Source organism: Phreatobacter cathodiphilus (assembly GCF_003008515.1).
Lineage (GTDB): Bacteria > Pseudomonadota > Alphaproteobacteria > Rhizobiales > Phreatobacteraceae > Phreatobacter > Phreatobacter cathodiphilus.
In genome coordinates this window covers 592,333-607,061 of record NZ_CP027668.1, presented here as the reverse complement: position 1 = coordinate 607,061, position 14,729 = coordinate 592,333, and the positions used below count along the sequence as shown (strand labels likewise).

At 69.9% G+C, this 14,729-nt stretch carries 16 protein-coding genes; 5 read left to right on the top strand and 11 right to left on the bottom strand.

Annotated features, from left to right (window positions below):
• Nucleotides 1–36: 36 nt before the first annotated feature.
• The 3 genes from C6569_RS02995 to C6569_RS02985 all read right to left on the bottom strand — a co-directional run bounded on the left by C6569_RS02995 (nt 37) and on the right by C6569_RS02985 (nt 1,645).
• Nucleotides 37–609, bottom strand: a complete 573-nt coding sequence (locus C6569_RS02995; RefSeq protein WP_106747441.1) for a DNA-3-methyladenine glycosylase — start codon at nt 607–609, stop codon at nt 37–39.
• A gap of 95 nt (nt 610–704) precedes the next feature.
• Complete coding sequence (locus C6569_RS02990) at nt 705–1,256, bottom strand: general stress protein (protein WP_106747440.1); 552 nt, start codon at nt 1,254–1,256, stop codon at nt 705–707.
• A gap of 17 nt (nt 1,257–1,273) precedes the next feature.
• Nucleotides 1,274–1,645 carry a hypothetical protein gene (locus C6569_RS02985; protein ID WP_106747439.1) on the bottom strand — a complete coding sequence of 124 codons (372 nt, stop codon included), beginning with the start codon at nt 1,643–1,645 and terminating at the stop codon, nt 1,274–1,276.
• A 187-nt stretch (nt 1,646–1,832) separates the two neighbouring features.
• On the opposite strand from C6569_RS02985, the gene C6569_RS02980 reads away from it, so the two are divergent.
• The 3 genes from C6569_RS02980 to C6569_RS02970 are packed head-to-tail and all read left to right on the top strand — an operon-like array spanning nt 1,833 to nt 5,574.
• The gene (locus C6569_RS02980; protein WP_106747438.1) at nt 1,833–2,570 is read left to right on the top strand and encodes a gluconate 2-dehydrogenase subunit 3 family protein; all 738 of its coding nucleotides are present in this window, start codon (nt 1,833–1,835) and stop codon (nt 2,568–2,570) included.
• A gap of 26 nt (nt 2,571–2,596) precedes the next feature.
• A complete protein-coding gene (locus tag C6569_RS02975) occupies nt 2,597–4,354 on the top strand; it encodes a GMC family oxidoreductase (protein WP_106747437.1) in 1,758 nt (585 codons plus the stop codon).
• The gene (locus C6569_RS02970) at nt 4,351–5,574 is read left to right on the top strand and encodes a cytochrome c (RefSeq protein ID WP_106747436.1); all 1,224 of its coding nucleotides are present in this window, start codon (nt 4,351–4,353) and stop codon (nt 5,572–5,574) included. Before C6569_RS02975 ends, C6569_RS02970 begins: the two co-directional genes overlap by 4 nt.
• A 16-nt stretch (nt 5,575–5,590) precedes the next feature.
• On the opposite strand, the gene C6569_RS02965 is transcribed toward C6569_RS02970, so the two are convergent.
• From C6569_RS02965 to C6569_RS02955, 3 genes are read right to left on the bottom strand one after another with little or no spacing between them, the layout of a single operon-like run.
• Entirely contained in the window at nt 5,591–5,914 is a 324-nt protein-coding gene (locus tag C6569_RS02965) for a hypothetical protein (RefSeq protein WP_106747435.1), read from the bottom strand.
• Complete coding sequence (ctaD, locus tag C6569_RS02960; RefSeq protein WP_106747434.1) at nt 5,899–8,403, bottom strand: cytochrome c oxidase subunit I; 2,505 nt, start codon at nt 8,401–8,403, stop codon at nt 5,899–5,901. The genes C6569_RS02965 and ctaD overlap by 16 nt, the downstream gene beginning before the upstream one ends.
• The gene (locus C6569_RS02955) at nt 8,400–9,074 is read right to left on the bottom strand and encodes a cytochrome c oxidase subunit II (protein ID WP_106747433.1); all 675 of its coding nucleotides are present in this window, start codon (nt 9,072–9,074) and stop codon (nt 8,400–8,402) included. The genes ctaD and C6569_RS02955 overlap by 4 nt, the downstream gene beginning before the upstream one ends.
• Between C6569_RS02955 and C6569_RS02950 the strand changes: the two genes are divergently transcribed.
• Nucleotides 9,060–9,581 carry a DUF2231 domain-containing protein gene (locus C6569_RS02950; RefSeq protein ID WP_425440697.1) on the top strand — a complete coding sequence of 174 codons (522 nt, stop codon included), beginning with the start codon at nt 9,060–9,062 and terminating at the stop codon, nt 9,579–9,581. The genes C6569_RS02955 and C6569_RS02950 overlap by 15 nt on opposite strands.
• Here C6569_RS02950 and C6569_RS02945 read toward each other — a convergent pair.
• The 5 genes from C6569_RS02945 to C6569_RS02925 all read right to left on the bottom strand — a co-directional run bounded on the left by C6569_RS02945 (nt 9,551) and on the right by C6569_RS02925 (nt 14,206).
• On the bottom strand, nt 9,551–10,042 hold the full coding sequence (locus tag C6569_RS02945) for a CopD family protein (RefSeq protein ID WP_106747432.1): 492 nt from the start codon (nt 10,040–10,042) through the stop codon (nt 9,551–9,553). The two genes, C6569_RS02950 and C6569_RS02945, sit on opposite strands and share 31 nt — an antisense overlap.
• Nucleotides 10,039–10,758, bottom strand: a complete 720-nt coding sequence (locus tag C6569_RS02940) for a cytochrome c oxidase assembly protein (RefSeq protein WP_106747431.1) — start codon at nt 10,756–10,758, stop codon at nt 10,039–10,041. The genes C6569_RS02945 and C6569_RS02940 overlap by 4 nt, the downstream gene beginning before the upstream one ends.
• Nucleotides 10,759–11,104: 346 nt before the next feature.
• A complete protein-coding gene (locus C6569_RS02935; protein ID WP_181313885.1) occupies nt 11,105–12,028 on the bottom strand; it encodes a dihydrodipicolinate synthase family protein in 924 nt (307 codons plus the stop codon).
• Between the two features lie 93 nt (nt 12,029–12,121).
• On the bottom strand, nt 12,122–13,318 hold the full coding sequence (locus C6569_RS02930) for a M20/M25/M40 family metallo-hydrolase (RefSeq protein ID WP_425440696.1): 1,197 nt from the start codon (nt 13,316–13,318) through the stop codon (nt 12,122–12,124).
• A gap of 99 nt (nt 13,319–13,417) precedes the next feature.
• Entirely contained in the window at nt 13,418–14,206 is a 789-nt protein-coding gene (locus C6569_RS02925; RefSeq protein WP_146144722.1) for an aspartate racemase/maleate isomerase family protein, read from the bottom strand.
• Between the two features lie 116 nt (nt 14,207–14,322).
• On the opposite strand from C6569_RS02925, the gene C6569_RS02920 reads away from it, so the two are divergent.
• Nucleotides 14,323–14,688, top strand: a complete 366-nt coding sequence (locus C6569_RS02920) for a hypothetical protein (protein ID WP_106750871.1) — start codon at nt 14,323–14,325, stop codon at nt 14,686–14,688.
• Nucleotides 14,689–14,729: the final 41 nt, after the last annotated feature.

The window sequence follows — 14,729 nt, the reverse complement described above, 5'->3', positions numbered from 1 at the left end:
GGATGCTGGAACAACCATCCGTTGCGGCGGTCGTTCCTAAAGCCCGCTTGGGGGGAAGGGCCGGCTGAGCGATCGGTTCCCCGAGAGACCGAACCGCCATGGCCTGTCCGTCTCCCGGCTGATGCCGATGCGCGGACCCGACACCACCGTCGGAGCGTCGAGAAGGGGCAGGAGCGAAAACGGCGCCTCGAAGACGGAGAGCCCGTCGTGGGCGCCGGTGACGCCGAGGGCGCGGGCGAGCCGGCCGGGCCCGGCGCAGAGGCGTTCGGAGGGCCCCTCGCCCCGCCTCGCCGCCATGACGTCGAGACCGTCCGTGGGTACCAGCGCCCGCAGCAACACGGCGGCACCAGGGGCGCTGACGATGTTCAGGCACCAGTGCAGACCGTAGGACCTGTAGACGTAGATGGTTCCGGGCGGACCGAACATGGCGGCGTTGGCCGTCCTCGGGCCGCGGAAGCTGTGCGACGCGGCGTCGTCGCGGCTGTAGGCCTCCGTCTCGGCGATGGTGCCGCCGACGCCGTCGACGGTGAAGTGCCAGCCGATCAGCGCGGAAGCCAGCGCCACGGGATCAGCCAGGGAGCCGTCGCGGAGACGGTCGAGAAGGTCCATGGGGCTGTCTCGACGAAACGGCCCGGAGCGGCGTCGTGCCGTCCGGGCCGAAGATGATCGACGGGGGCCCTCCCCCGCCACAGTGGTCGCAGGGATCAGGTCGAGCGGCCGGCCCAACCCTCGCCGCGCCAGGTCTGCGAACGCTCGTTGATGTCGTACGAGCCCTCGTTCAGCACCTGCCGGATGCGGGCGGCATTGCCGCCGTCGCGCACGCGCACCGTCACCACGGTGCCGCCGCGGCGCAGGCCCTCGGCATAGCCGTGCGCCTCGTCCTCGGACATGCCGGAGCCGACGAGGGCGCCGACCAGACCACCGGCCGCTCCACCGGCGCCGGCGCCGACCAGCGTGGCGGCGAGCCAGCCAGCCGCAACCACCGGGCCGAGGCCGGGAATGGCGAGCAGGCCCATGCCGGCCATCAGGCCGGCGGCTCCGCCGGCGACGGCACCCATGGTGGCGCCGGTGCCGGCACCCGTGCCGGCCTCGGAATCGGCATCATGGCGGTAGTCGCCATACTGGGAGCGCTCAACCGAGGTGTCGTTGGACATGATGGAGACGTCGCGATCGGCGACGCCTTCTCGGCGAACGCGCTCGACGGCCTGGGACGCGGCGGCATAGGTGTCGAAGATCGCCGTGACTGACTGTTCCATGTGATTGATCTTTCCTGTTATCGGGCCTGGATGTTGCCGCGGTAGTCGAGGCCGATCTCGACGGAGCGGCCCTGGTACTGGCCGCGACCGCGCCAGACCCCGTTGTCGTCCTTGGCGAGGCCGGTCACGCCGGTGATGCCCGCCTCGCGGAAGCGCTCGCTCGCCTGGCCTTCGGTGAAGCTGTTGGCGCCGTTCTCCAGCGGAGCGGCGTTGACGGCGCGGGCCGTCGTGGTCGCAGCCGGGGCGGAGGGTGTGCCGGCGCCGGGAGCCGGGGCCGACGGGGTCGTGGTCGGGGCAGCCGGCGGGGTGGTACCAGGGGCGGTGGTCTGGGCGAGTGCCGCCGTGCCGGCGATCGCCAGAGCGGCAGCAGCCGAAAGGATCGTCTTCATTCTTGGAGAGCCTCCGTTGACAGTGTGGGGACAACGGACTCGTCCTGCCGGGGTTCCTATCGGGGAAATTTTTCCACTCGCCGGGCGCGAAGGAGATTTCCCGCACTGCGACACCATGGACCCCTGCTTTTCAGGAACAGCCGTTCGGAACCCCGCGTTACCGCCCTGTCGATGCAGGAGGTATGGAATGGCGACGGGCGACTGGTCACGACGGCATGTTCTCGCCTTCACCATCCCGGCGACCCTCGCCGCGGCGGCGACCCCGGGCCTGGCGCGAACCATCCGCGGTCATGTGCCCTGGACGCCCGGCCGGGTCGATTCTCCCTATCCCTTCGACGGCGCGAGGTTCCTGACCCCGCAGGAGCGGCGCTGTGTCAGCGCCATGGTCGAGCGTCTCATTCCCAGCGATGCCCGCGGCCCCGGCGCCCGCGAGGCCGGCGTCATCGACTTCATCGACAACCAGCTCGCCGGTTTCTACGGGCGCGGCGAGCGCTGGTACATGCAGGGCCCTTTCGGCCCGTCGACGCCGGAACAGGGCTATCAGTTCGAGGAGCCGCCGGCCGGCTTCTACCGCCGGGGCATTGCGGCGCTGGATTCCGCCTGTCGCGAGCGGCACGGCGGCCGCGTCTTCGCCGACCTCGACGCCGCGACGCAGGACTCCGTGCTGGCGGCCATGGAAAAGGGTGAGTTCGAGCTGCCGGACGGCGTGCCCGCCAAGGCCTTCTTCGGCCTGGTTCACGAGAACGCCATCGAGGGCTTCTTCTGCGACCCGCTCTATGGCGGCAACCGCGACATGGTGGGCTGGCGCCTCGTGGGCTTTCCGGGCGCCCGCTACGACTACCGCCCCTATCTCGACCACAACGGCCAGCGTGTGACCCTCGAGCCCGTCGGGCTCAAGGGCGGCCCGGCTTGGACCCCGCGCTGACGCGCCTGCAGACGAGGACATTCCGGATGAAAAAGCTGCCGCCCGTGGACGTGGTGCTCGTCGGCTTCGGCTGGACGGGCGCCATCATGGCCCAGGAGCTCACCGATGCCGGGCTTCAGGTGCTCGCCATCGAGCGCGGCGCCTGGCGCGACACGCCGACTCATTTCCCGCCGACGACGGCGCCCGACGAGTTGCGCTGGTACTGGCGCAAGGAGATGTTCCAGAGCAACGCGCGGGACACGTTGACCTTCCGCAACAACAGGGACCAGGTGGCGCGGCCGATGCGGCGCTGGGGCTCGTTCCTGCCGGGCGAAGGGGTCGGAGGCGGCGGCGTACACTGGAACGGCCAGACCTGGCGCTTCCTGCCGAGCGACTTCGCGGCGCAATCGCACAACACCGCCCGCTACGGCGCCCTGCCCGAGGGCATGACCGTGCAGGACTACGGCGTCACCTATGACGAGTTGGAGCCGCACTACGACCGGTTCGACAAGCTCTGCGGCATCGGCGGGAAGGCAGGCAACCTGCGCGGCGAGATCGTCGAGGGCGGGAACCCGTTCGAAGGGCCGCGCAGCGCGGAATATCCCAATCCGCCGATGCACATGACCTTCTCCCAGAACCAGTTCATCCACGCCGCGCGACAGCTCGGCCTGAAGCCCTTCCCCGGCCCCTCCGCCAACCTGACCCGCCCGTACGTGAACCCGCTCGGAGCCCAGCTCGCGCCCTGCAGCTATTGCGGGTTCTGCGAGAAGTACGGGTGCGGCAATTATTCGAAGGCGAGCGCCCAGACCACCATCCTGCCCGTGCTGATGCGCAAGCCGAATTTCACCCTGAAGGTGCAGAACGAGGTGCTGTCGATCACCCGCGACAACACGGGACGCCGGGCGACGGGCGTCACCCATATCGACCTGGACGGGAACCGCTACGAACAGCCGGCCGAGCTGGTCATCCTCTGCGCTTATCCGCTGAGCAACGCGCGGCTGATGATGCTCTCCGGCATCGGCGAGGTCTACAACCCCGCCACCGGCGAAGGGCTGGTCGGCAAGAACTACTGCTACCAGGTCATGGCGGCCGCCCAGGTCTTCTACGACGACAAGTTCACCAACGGCTTCGTCGGCGCCGGCGCGCTGGGCGCCGCGGTGGACGAGTACAACGGCGACAATTTCGACCATACCGGGCTCGGCTTCATCGGCGGCGGCTACATCGCCAACTGGACGACCAACGCGCGTCCCATCGAGACCCACAGGACGCCCGAGGGCACCCCCACCTGGGGCTCGCAGTGGAAGGCGGCGGTGGCCGACAACTTCCTCACCTCCACCACGGTCGGCGCCCACGGCGCCTCCATGGCCTACGCCACCAACGCCCTCGACCTCGATCCCACCTACAAGGACGCCTATGGCCAGCCGCTGCTGCGCATGACCTACGACTTCACGCCCAACGACCGGGCCATGGCGCGCTTTCTCTCGGCGCGGGCGACGGACATCGCACGGCTCATGGGAGGACGCGAGGTCAAGGTCGTGCTGCGCGACGGTCCCTACGATTCCATGCCCTACCAGACGACCCACAACACCGGCGGCACGATCATGGGAACGACGCCGGCCAACAGCGTCGTCAATCGCTACCTGCAGAGCTGGGACGTGCCGAACCTCTTCGTCATGGGCGCCGGCGTGTTCCCGCAGAACGCCGGCTACAATCCGACGGCGACGGTCGCGGCGCTCACCTTCTGGGCCGCCGCTGCCATTCGCAGCCAGTACCTGCGCAACCCCGGCCCCTTGGTGCAGGCATGAGATCGCTCTTCCTCGCCACGGCCGCCCTCGCGGCGCTGTCCACCGCCGGCCTCGCCCAGACGACCAGCTATTCGCAGGTTGAGCGCGGGCGCTACATCGCCGCCACCGGCAACTGCCAGGGCTGCCACACCGTACCCGGAGAGGCGCCCTATTCGGGCGGTCGGCCCATGCCGACGCCCTTCGGCACGATCCACGCGCCGAACATCACCTTCGCGGAGCGCAGCGGCATCGGGCGCTGGACCAAGGACGACTTCTGGCGGGCGGTCCATCAGGGTATCAGGCGGGACGGACAGCGCCTCTACCCCGCCTTTCCCTATCCGCACTTCACGAAGATGCCGCGGCAGGACGTGGACGCTGTCTACGACTATCTCGCCGCGCTGCCGCGGGTCGAAAAGGAGTCGCCGCCCAATTCGCTGCCCTTCCCTCTGTCGTGGCGGCGGCTGATGGCCGGCTGGAACCTGCTCTACTTCACGCCGGGGGTGTACCAGCCCGACCCGGCGCGCTCCCCGGAATGGAATCGCGGCGCCTATCTCGTCGAGGGCCCCGGCCATTGCGGCGCCTGCCACACGGACAAGAACCTCGTCGGCGCCGACCGCAGGAGCCGCCATCTCCAGGGCGGCGAGCTCGACAACTGGGCGGCGCCCGACATCCGCGCCGGGCGCAACGGCGGCATCGCCCACTGGTCGGATGCCGAGATCGTCGAATACCTGAAGACCGGCCGCAACGCCCACACGGCCGCCGTCTCCATCATGTCCGAGGTGATCGAATATTCGACGCAGCTCATGACCGAGGCCGACCTCAAGGCCATGGCGGTCTATCTGCGCAGCCTCGACAGCCCCGCCCGCAGCGCGGCGACGAAGCCCGCCGAGAGCGTGATGACGGCAGGTCGGGCCATCTATGCGGACAATTGCAGCGCCTGCCACAGGGCGGACGGAACGGGCGTGCCGCGTTTCTTCGGCCCGCTCGCCGGCTCGAACAAGGTGCGCGATCCCAATCCCACCACGGTGATCCGCATCCTGCTGGAAGGCGCGCGCTCGGTGCCGACCCAGGCCCGCCCGACCCCGCTCAGCATGCCGTCCTACGCGTGGAAACTGACGGACGCGCAGATCGCCGCCGTGGCGAGCTATGTGCGCGCGAGCTGGGGCAACGACGCCCCTCCGGTGACCGAGGACACCGTGCGGAGCCTGCGCCAGACGCTGAAGGAGACGGCGGCGCACTGAACGCGCCGCCGCGGCTCTAGAGGCAATGGGCGGGGAGCAGCACCGGTGCGCCGGTGAAGAAGAGCCCGCCGAGGCCGGTCAGCGCCGATACCAGCCCGACCGTCCGCAGGAACGCCGACTCGGCCGGCCCGCCGCTCCGCCAGAGGAACCAGGCCCAGGCCGTGGCCATCGCCAGCAACGCCATCCAGGTGCCGATCAGGACCGCCTGAAGGAGGTTCAGCGGGCCGATGCGCAGGTCGGTCCAGCCGAGGCCGCAGCCGAGGCCATGCAGCGCGTAGAGGATGGAGAAGCCGGCTCCCCAGAGGAGAAGTCCTGCGAGAACCTTCACCACCAGCGCCATGACGAGCCTCCCGGACCTGCGACGGCGACGATCACCGCGACCGTCGCGAAGGCGGCATAGGCGCTCCACATCAAGGCGACCCTGATCTCGAGGCTGCGCAGCGCGGAACCCCAGCCGCCGACGAGGCGCCGGGCGACGAAGGCGAGCATCAGCCCGGCGACGGCGAGATGGACGGCGGCATAGGCGACGAGCACCCAGGTCACCGCGTCATAGGCGTGGGACCCCGCCGAGAGGCCGCCGCACCAGCCCGCAGTGAGGAGGCCGGCGAGGGCGAGGGCGGTCGCTCCCGCCGCCAGGCCCGCACTCCAGGCCGCGGGGGCACTCCGGCCGGCCATCACGGTGCGGAGCGCGTGGCGTCCGGCAGCGAGAGCGAGAAGAAGGGCCGCCACGGCCAGGAGGATCGGTGCGATCGACGGGGTGAAGAGGCGCGGCGGCGGCCAGCCCGGGGCGACCGTCGCGAGGAAGGCATAACCGAAGATGAGCGACATGAAGAAGCTGGCATCGGCGACGAGTGTGAAGACGCTGCCCCACCAGCCCGGCGCCTCGGCCGCCTCGTGATGCGGCGGAACGACGGCGCCGCCGCCGGTGTCCAGCGGGCCGACGTCGCGCCGCGCGCCGATGGCCGCCGCCCAGAGCCAGACCAGCACCACGACGGCAAGGACGGATACGGGCGTCAGCCAGTAGAGCCCGAAGAGCATGGCGAGGAAGAAGCTGCCGACGGCGAGCGCGGTGACGATGGGCAGGGGCGAATTGCCGGGCAGAATGACGATCTCGGTGACCCGGCCGGTCAGCATGTCGACGCCGAGCGTCTCGCGCAGGCCGTCTCGGGGCGTGGGCAGATGCCCCTCCCCCGCCGCGAGGCGGTGGGCGAGACCGGGGTCGTCCTCGAGCGGCCGGCGGCCGGTGACCGTCGGGAGGCTGGCGAAATTGTAGGAGGGTACCGGGCTCGGCATGGCCCATTCCAGCGTCTCCGCCTTCCAGGGATTGCGCGGCGCCCGGCGCCCGAACCTGACCGCGAGGGCGATGTCGATGAGCGCGACGGCGAAGCCGAAGGCCATGACGAAGCTGCCGAGCGAGGAGATGAAGTTGGGGATGTCCCAGCCGAGGCCGGAATCGTAGGTGAACACCCGCCGCGGCATGCCCATGAGGCCCGTCAGATGCATGACGAGGAAGGTGACGTTGAAGCCGGCGAAGACGAGGCAGAATGCGAGGGCACCCAGGGAGGGATTGGTCACCCGACCGGTGATTCGCGGCAGCCAGTAGTAAATCCCCGCCATCATCGGGAAGACGAAGCCGCCGATGAGCACATAATGGAGATGGGCGGTGACGAAGGCGGTGTCGTGGACCTGCCAGTTGAAGGGCACGATCGCGAGCATGACGCCGGTGAGGCCGCCGATCAGGAAGACGACGAAGAAGCCGCCGATGTAGAGCATCGGCAGGCGCAGGACCGGCCGGCCGGCCCAGAGCGTGGCGAGCCAGGCGAAGATCTGCACCACGGTGGGCACCGCGACCAGGGTGGAGGCGGCGGAGAAGAAGGCCAGCGCCAGATGCGGGATGCCGGTGGCGAACATGTGGTGCACCCACAGGCCGAAGCTGAAGAACCCGAGGACGAGGATGGACCCCACGATCCAGCCGTAACCGATCAGCGGATGGCGGGCCATGACCGGCAACACCATGGAGATGACCCCGGCACCGGGCAGGAAGATGATGTAGACCTCGGGGTGGCCGAAGAGCCAGAACAGGTGCTGCCAGAGCAGGGGATGGCCGCCTTTGGCGACGTCGAAGAAGGGCCAGCCGAAGGCGCGCTCGAGCTCCAGCAGGGTCGAGGCGAGGATGAGCGGCGGGAAGCCGACCACCATCATCAGCGCCGTGACCAGGATGTACCAGGCGAAGATGGGCATCCGCGACAGGCGCATGCCGTCGGCCCGCATCTTGAGGATGCTGACGGTGAGCTCGACGGAGGCGCAGACGGCGGAGATCTCGACGAAGGTGATGCCGAGCAGCCAGACGTCGGCATTGATGCCGGGCGTGAAGGCGCGCGAGGCGAGCGGCGTGTACATGAACCAGCCACCGTCGGGGGCGAGGCCCAGCACCATGGCGGTCAGCAGGATGAAACCGCCGAAGAGATAGCACCACCAGCCGAAGGCCGAGAGGCGGGGAAAGGCGAGATCGCGTGCCCCCACCATCTTCGGCAGCATGTAGAGCGCCAGTCCCTCGAAGAAGGGAATGGCGAACATGAACATCATCAGGCTGCCGTGCATCGTGAACAGCTGATTGAAGATCTCGGCGCCGACGAAGGCGGATCGCGGCGAAGAGAGCTGCGCCCGGATCATCATGGCGAGGACGCCGCCGATGGCGAAATAGGCGAAGGCGGCGATCATGAACCGCTTGCCGAGATCGCTGTGGTTGACGCTGACGAGGACGCCGCGCAGGCCCGGCGGCGTTCTCCAGACGGCGTCGAGCGCCTGGTGGCGGTGCAGCGCGTTCATGGCGTCCGTCCGGCGGTGAGGGCGGCCCAGGCCGCGGGGTCGTGGGCCTCGACGGAGAAGCCCATGGCGGTGTGGCCGGTGCCGCAGAATTCGGCGCAGACGCCGCGATAGGTTCCGGGGGTGTCGGCGCGCAGGATCATCCGGTTCCGCGAGCCTGGAACGGCGTCCATCTTGCCGCCGAGGCGGGGCACCCAGAAACTGTGGATGACGTCGGCGCTCGAGATCATCACCTCCACGGGCTGTCCGGCGGGAATGTCCAGGATGTCGGCGCGGGTGACGGGACCAGCCGCCGTGTCGCGGGTGAAGTGCCATCGCCATTGCTGCGCCCGTGCCTCCACCCTCAAAGCCGGGGTCACGCCGGCGGCGGTGATCCGCTCGCCCAGCAGCACGCCGTAGACGGTGACGAAGCTCAGGGCGACGAGCGGAAAGACGAGGCCGCCGCCGATCAGGAACAGGCGGACGGGAACCCGCCGGCCGCGAGCGTCTTTGAATGACAGGGCGAAGAGCCCGATGATGACGAGGAACGACGGAACGGCGATGGCCATCAGCACGAGGAAGATCTGCAGGATGCCGCCGGCCGCCGGGCCCGCCGGATCGAGGGCCGACAACGGGCCCGCGCAGCCGCCCAGAACCGCAGCGACACCGACGAGGACAGCGTGACGAGCACCCATGACCAGCGCAGGCAGAGGGACGCCGATCTCGATCCTCTCCACACCCCCCAGACGCTCGACGACAAGGAGACCCGCATCGCCATCGCGGGCCACCCGATCCACGCCATGCTGGTTGCCTTCCCGATCGCGCTGACGGTCTGCACCCTCGGCGCCGACCTCTTCTACTGGTGGACCGGCGACGCCTTCTGGGCACGGGCGGGCCTCTGGGCCATCGGCATGGGCTTCCTGATGGGCCTCGCCGCTGGCGTCTCGGGAACGGTGGAACTGCTGATGGTGCCGGGCATCCGGGCCCGCGCTGCGAGCTGGACCCATTTCACCCTCGCTGTGGTGCTGCTCTCGATGATGGGCGCCAATTTCGGCCTGCGCCTCTCCGGCTTCGAGCAGGCGGTGCTGCCCTGGGGCATCCTGCTCTCGGCCCTGTGTCTGGCCTTTACCGGGCTGACGGGCTGGCATGGCGGCAAACTCGTCTTCGACTATCAACTCGGCACCGTCGGAAAGGGGAGCTGACGGTTCAGCGGCACGCGCAGCCAGTCGGGCACCAGGTCGGGTGAGATCACCGGCTTGGCGAGGACCAGGAGAAGGACGGCCGTCATCACCGCGAAGGCGGCGGCGAGAACGAGAAAGGGGTGGACGAGCGGACTGAAGCGCCCCTTCTCGCCGAGTTCCACCACGCAATGGCCGAGATAGGCGTGGATGACCACGAGGGCGCCGACGAAGCCGAGCTTGGCGAAGAGCCAGGGCTGGAACAGCTCGCGGGCGAAGATCAGGCTGCCGCCGGCGACGGTGGCGACGACGGCGGCGGGGCTGACGCAGTAATTGTAGGCGTTGTGGGCGAAGATGCGCATCCGCGCCGCCTTGGGCTGCGGCGTCCTCACATGCGACCCGGTGAGCAGTAGCGGCAGGATCAGCAGCCCGGCGCACCACACCGCGAGGGCCGCGATGTGGACGAACTTGAGCAGCGCGATCATGCCTCCAGCTCCCGCAGCGCGCCGCGCGCGGGCGCCAGGGCGAAGAGGCCGTAGAGCAGGAAGGCGGGGACCCACATGAGCAGGCCGCCGAGCTGCTGGTCCGCCAGCGGGCTCAAGCCCCACGCGACGGGGGCGACGGCGTGGGCGGCATAGAGAGGCTCGGGCGCGAGGGTGAGAACCGCGGCGAGAAGCCCCATCTGGCCAGCGCCGGCGCCGATGGCGAGCAGCGCGCCGACCGGACGCGTCCCTCGCAGGACCTCGTGCCAGAACCAGACGAAGGCTACGAGGAGCGCGAGCTGCAGCAGCCAGTAGAGGACGTCGCTCGCCAGGGCCCTCTCGTAGAGGGCGGGCACGTGCCACATCCAGAGGACCGCGCTGGAGACGACCAGCGCCGCGCCCGTCCGGGCCGGGCCGACACGGGCAGGGAGCGCGAGCGCGAGAAGCGGCGCCACCACCACCACCAGCAGGACGTGATGGGCGGAGCGAGCGGAGAACAAAGCCGACGTCAGCGCGCAGAAGGGGGAGACGAAGGCCAGGACCAGTCCGCACCAGCCGGCGAGGAAGACCCATGGCCGGCGCCCCGCGGCGCCGTGGCGCAGGCCGATCACGAGGAGGGCGAGCAGGGCGGCGAGCAGCAGGGGATCGAGATTCCAGCGGGTCCACAGGTCCGCCGGCACCGGGGCCAGGCCGCAATAGGGGATGGCGGCGCGTGCCATCACGGGCCCGCCCCGCAGAGCCCTGTCCGCCTCCTCGCCATCGTAAACCCCGCCCTGCCGGTCACCATCAGCGGCTCAACGCGCGAGCTTGGATTTCGGCATGGCGACAGATGGTCGCGGTAAAAACGGCGTCGCGGCCGCGGCCGCAGGGAACCGTCGAAAGCCGCCGACGTTTTCCGCCTGTCCCGCCCTCGGTCGAGCGGTGGGCATGCCGGAGACGACCGGGAGCCCCTCCCCGCCTCCGGTGACACCGATCCTCGCCGCCGCGTCGAGTTCCGCGACGCCGAAATGGCGGTGCGGCAGACGACCGGACGGCCCTACCGGGCCCGACGGTCCGCGATGGTGCTCAAAGCCCCCAGTTGAGCACCATCGCACCCCGCTCGCGCGCCAGTTCGATCAGGCCGGCCTGAGCCGCCGGATGGGGAAGAGCCAAGGGATGGCGCACCGCCGCGGAGGCGATGACGCCGCCTTCCTTCATCAGGATTTTCGCAGCCGCCAGCCCACACTGGCGGTTTTCGTAGTTGATGAGCGGCAGCCAGCGCTCATAGGCCGCCTTCGCCGCTTCGCGGTCCCCCGCGAGATAGGGATCGATGATGGTGCGGATGCCGTCGGGATAGCCGCCGCCGGTCATCGACCCGGTGGCCCCGGCATCGAGATCGGCCATCAGGGTGATCGCCTCCTCGCCGTCCCACGGCCCCACGATGGCGTCGCCGCCGAGTTCGAGGAGGGTCCGCAGCTTCGCCGCCGCCTGGGCCACCTCGATCTTGAAATAGGCGACGTTGTCGATCTCCCGCGCCATCTTGGCGAGGAAGGCCGGCGACAGCGGCGTGCCGGCGACCGGCGCGTCCTGGATCATGATCGGGATGGAGATCGCCTGCGAGACCTTCTGGAAAAAGGCCTCGATGGCCGGCTCGCCGACGCGGAAGGTGGCGCCGTGATAGGGCGGCATGATCATCACCATCGCCGCGCCGAGGTCCTGCGCGCGCCTGGAGCGCTCGGCGCAGATATGGCTGGCGAAGTGGGTCGTGGTGACGATGACCGGCACGCGGCCCGCCACATGGGCGAGGACCGCCTGCATCACCGTCTCGCGCTCCGCGTCGGTGAGGACGAACTGCTCGGAGAAATTGGCGAGGATGCAGAGCCCTTGAGACCCCGCATCGATCATGAAGTCGATGCAGCGGCGCTGGCCGTCGAGGTCGAGTGTGCCGTCCTCGTGGAAGATGGTGGGCGCGACGGGAAAGACGCCGCGATAGGGGCGCGGATGGGCCATGGACGAAGCTCCCTGATGGCCGCGCATCGGCGGCTCTGTTCTGGTTGGGGCGGGTGCCGCCGGCGGACCGGCGGCACCCCTGGTCGAAACGCGTCAGCGTGCCGTCGCCAGCGCGATGGCGAGGCGGCAGGCGTTCTGGAAGGCGGGGATGTCGACCCACTCGTCGACGGTATGCGCCTCGTTCTGGCCGGCGCCGAAGGTCACCGTCTGGACGCCGTGGAGGGTCAGGTAGTTGGCGTCGAGACCGCCGTTGACGAGGCGCGGGTTGGGCGTCAGACCGATGGCCTCGATGGCCTGGATGCCGCGCTGCACGACCGGCGCGTTCCGGTCGATGGCGAAGGAGTGATACTTGCGCTGGCGCTTGAACTCGACGCGCCCGGTCTTGCCCTCGCTGCTGACGAGGGTGGCGGCGGCCTTGACGAAAGCGGCCTCGAAGGCGTCGGTGATGGCGTCGACGAAGGCCATGTCGTGGCTGCGGCTTTCGCCCTCCACGTAGCAGTAGTCGGTGACGACGTTGGTGGCGTCGCCCGCGCCGCGGCCGTCACGCCCCGCGACGGTGCCGACATTGCTGGTGCCGGCCTTGTCGCCCTTCACCACCTTGCCGAACCAGCCGCCGGCCTGGGCGTCCGCAAGCGCCATGGCGGCGATCATGCTGGCGGAAATGCCGCGCTCCGGCGCGACGCCGGCATGGGAGGCGCGGCCGAAGATCTCGACCGACCAGCCGTCGCCGCCGACCGCGCCGGTGACGACGTCGGCGGGGCGGGAGCCGTCGTAGTTGAAGCCCATGGCCACGGGCCCGACCATGTCGAGGTCGATGTAGCGGGCGCCCCAGAGGCCGCTCTCCTCGCGGACGCAGAAGACGAGCACCAGCGGCGGATGGTCGAGGTTCTGCTTGGCGAGTTCCGCCGCGAGGGAGACGAGCACGGCGCAGCCGGTGCGGTTGTCGCCGCCGAGCGCCGTGTCGCCGCCGGAGACGATCCTGTCGCCGACGATGCGCGCCTTGGCGCCGGCGCAGAGCGGCACGGTGTCGAGATGGGTGGAGAAGAGAAGCGGCTCGCCGTTGCTGAGGGCGCCGCGGCCCGGGATCTTGACGATCAGGTTGCCGGTCTCGGTGGGGACGGGAATGCGCGTGTTGGCATCGTCATAGGCGATGGCCTCGGCCGGAACGCCGGCCTCGACCAGCGCCTTGGCGACGTCCTCGGCGATAGCCTTTTCCTGGCCGGTGATGCCCTCGACGGCGAGGAAGCGCATCAGACGATCGAGCGCGGCTTGGGTATCGTGGGTGATCATGGGAACGGGGCCTGCGGTGAAGGAAGGGGGCATCATGCCGATCGGCACGCGGAGGAGGAGTGCGCCGCGGGCAAGGCCGCCCTGCCCGGGTGCGGGGCGTCAGCCGCGGAGCAGGCCACCGTAGCCATCGACCCGCGCGTCGACGCCGGCCGCCTGCAGGGCCCGCCAGAGGCTCGCCTGGTTGGCGGTGACAACGGGACGGGCGAGGGCTTTTTCCAGCGCCTCGATGACGGCGACGCAGCGCAGGCCGGTGCCGGCCAGAAGGATGGAATCGGCGTCCGCCGGACATTCCCGCACCACCTGGTCGAACAGCGAGCCGGTGTCCTGGTCCGTCGCCATGCCCGCGGGATAGAGGCCATCGGGCGGGATGCCGCGCCACTTGTCGAGCGGCCGGTAGCGCCAGGCGGCGGGAGCGGCGAAGCCATGAGCCTCGAGATAGGCCAGGGCCGAAGCGACGAGGGCATCGCTCATCCAGGCCGGCATGACGAGGAACGGCCGTTTCGACCCCAGGGCCGCGAGCGCCAGGCGCATGTCGAGGCCGTTGGTCGTGGCGATGGTCCCGGCGGGCAGCTCGGCGGCGAGCGCCGCGACGGCCGCCTCGTCCCAGCCGGGGCCGCCGACGAAGCTGCTGGACGAATGGGCGAGAACCGCCACGTCCGCCGCGATGGCGGTGAAGTCGCGGCAGCCGCGGGAGAGGTCGGGCGAGAGGCCGGCGCCGGTCCGGTCGGCGGTCCAGGGCGCCCAGGGCGAAGCAGAGGTGACGCGGGCGGCATGGACGGAGACGCCGGCGGGTCGCATGGCCCACCACTCCGCCTCGGGCACCACCTCCCGTCCGACGATGAAGAGGCCGATGCGGGCGCGATCGCCCCAATTGTCCACAGCGTTCATGGCGTCCCCCGCGTGCCCGACCCATTCCATACACCGGGGCCTGATGTGCGGCACCGCCCTTGCGCAAGTTCCATGATGATGGAATCATCGTCCACCACCCGAGAATGGATGATCCCATGCGGCTGCGCAGGCTGCCCCTTGCCCCCCGAGACCGGGATGCCGTAGAGCCGGTCGCGAAACAGCAGGATCTCTCGCCGCGCCACAATGGCGGGCCGCCGCTGGAGGATTACGAGGGGCCGCCCTGGGGCAAGGGCGATCCGCACGTCTTCCTGCACTGGAAGCGGGCGCACCGGGAGGCGTGGAAGAGCGTCTCGGCCGACGTCATGCGGTTCCGCATGGAGAAAGCCGACCGGCTCGGCCTCACCTACGAGGAATACACGCTGGAGATCCTCGAAAGGGGCCGCTACCTGCAGGTCGAGGACGTCGAGCGGATCGCCGAGATCAAGGCGCTGCGGCGGAGGCGCCGCCCGCGCTCCGCATGACACGTGGTCGCAACACCCCCTTACGCCGGGTCGCCCTGTCG